1 protein-coding gene and 1 pseudogene are annotated in these 2,191 nt (G+C 46.0%); both read right to left on the bottom strand.

Going from position 1 to position 2,191, the window contains the following annotated elements; translation table 11 throughout:
- Positions 1 to 1,052: pseudogene (locus tag GVN20_RS29445) on the bottom strand (DUF1573 domain-containing protein); the annotation flags it as partial.
- Positions 1,053 to 1,138: 86 nt separating this feature from the next.
- A partial coding sequence (locus GVN20_RS29440) for an Ig-like domain-containing protein (protein ID WP_166561770.1) occupies positions 1,139 to 2,191 on the bottom strand: 1,053 nt, incomplete at its 5' end.

The raw sequence follows: 2,191 nt of genomic DNA, 5'->3' as shown, positions 1-2,191 counted from the left end.
ACCAACACCGTTGGGTCATTGGTGGGATCGGCATCGGTCGTACCGTTCAACTTAGGCGATTCGGTAACATCGGGATTGGCGATGGCCACGGCATTGTTGTTGGTTCCTGCATCAGAAACGTCGGTGACAGTTGAAACAGGCCCACTTGAGGGCGTGCCTGTAACAGTGGCGGTGTTTTCAATTCCGCCCGCATTGACATCGGCTTGGGTGATAGTGTAAGTGGCATTGGCCGTACCCGTTGCCCCGGGGGCGAGCGTACTTGGACTGACAGCTACGTTCGTCAAGCTGAGTTTAGCGTCGGTCAAAGCAATCCCAGAGAGCGACACGTTGCCCGTGTTAGTTACGGTGAAAGTATAATTGATGACATCCCCTACCCCACGCCCCGTAGGTGCGTTGTCGGTGATAGAAGCAATACTCTTAATCAGTTTAATCGAAGGAGCACTACAGTCTACGTCAGGGCCTAATTTTTCGACAAACTGCTCTAAGGGAATTACGTTTCCACTTGTAGCCTGTCCAGAGCGGGAATAAAAACTACAGGCGGTATTGAGCGAAGCCAGGGTTTTAGCTGCATCTACAAAAGGGTCAGCTTTGGCTAAAACTCCTACTGCTCCAAAACACGCATTGCCTTGGAAAGTGAAAAGTGGAACGGGAGTACCGCTGCTAAAAGGGCCATAGTCAGCCTCCGTTGAGGTTTTTCCAATCACATAATAGAGATAATTCGGGTCTAAACCGGCAGGTGTAAATACTGGTTGACTCCCTAACTTTACCGGGTTTTTCTCCCAAGTACCCCTGATGTCGGTAATATTTTGAATGACAAAGTCTTTGGGTACTTTCAGAGATACCTGCGCTGTGGCTCCAAATTCATTGGTATTCGGATTGTTAGCGTTAGGCGTGGAGTATTGGGGCACTACCCATACCGTGTAAATTTGTGTTGTAGAATTATACGTCAATTGATAATTGACTTGATTTGTCGACAGTTGCGCTATTGCCGGAAGTACTGCAAAGAGCCATACAAGTCCAATCCAAGTGAAAGAGAGTAATTTATTTTTCATCGTGAGTTACTTGTCAAGTAGTTGATTTTTCATTTAGTTCTTATCGTGGAGGAGATGAACCTCTCCTCCACGATTGGTTTTGCATTTTACTTAGGCAATTGCTGCTGAATGATATAGAAGTTTTGTTTGAGACTATTACCAGGATGGTTGTTGATGACGTTTTGGTAGATATACTCTATATCGTTTGATGTACCTTGGAAAATCACTTCCCCGTCCATATTAATATCCCCTGTGTAATAACCCTGAAGAATAAAGAAAGGCAACCCAATCACATTACCAGTCGCCCCGATGACTTGCTGATAGACAACATTGACGTCGTTGGCCGTTCCCTGATAAGTCACTTGGTCATCATAAAGTGCATTGCCTGCCCAAAGTGCCTTCCCTTGTGCCACATTTACTTGCGACTGATGAATCGGCGAGTTGGAGAAAACATAGGTTGGCGTCGTTATTAATCTAAAATCGACCACTGTACCAATATGTGTTAATGGAAGGGCATTTTTTGTCATGACACCCAAGTGATTACGATGTTTGACGACCACAAAGTAGCTTGCCGGAATTGCGGTGGTGAAAACAATAGATGAAGTCCCATCTACATCTACAATATCGCCATCTCGTTGTACAAGCGCTGATCGGCTATCAATAATCTTAGTAGAGTCTGTTGCACTGCGTAGTTCTACAAATACCCAATCCACAATGGCATCTTGTCCGGTGACTGTCAACACTGTGTTTGAAGTAATGGTATCGGCGGGAGTAATCGGATTCAAGGCTGCATAAGGTGATTTTCTTGGAATCAGGTTTTTCACTCGCAAATCATCGCGCATCAAATTACCTGAGAACACCCCAAACAACGAGCCTTGTAAGTAAACTTTTGGCAGGAGTGTTACCTTACTGACTTGCAAAATCGTGATATAAACCGTGGCGGTGTCACACAGATTAGGCGTTCCGTTGTCGCAGACCTTGTAAATAAACTGGTCAGGACCTACGTAGTTGGTCGCTGGCGTGTAGGTATAAGTCCCGTTGGGGTTAAACACCACCGTGCCATGGGTTGGATTCGTCAGTTTGGTGAACACAAGCGGGTCATTGTTAGGATCGCTGTCGTTCGGGGCTACCGTTCCACTCACTGGTACATTCACCTGCGT

It is taken from the genome of Runella sp. CRIBMP (assembly GCF_009905605.1).
Lineage (GTDB): Bacteria > Bacteroidota > Bacteroidia > Cytophagales > Spirosomataceae > Runella.
The sequence above is the reverse complement of the archived record's forward strand: the minus strand, read 5'-3'. Positions and strand labels throughout refer to the sequence as shown.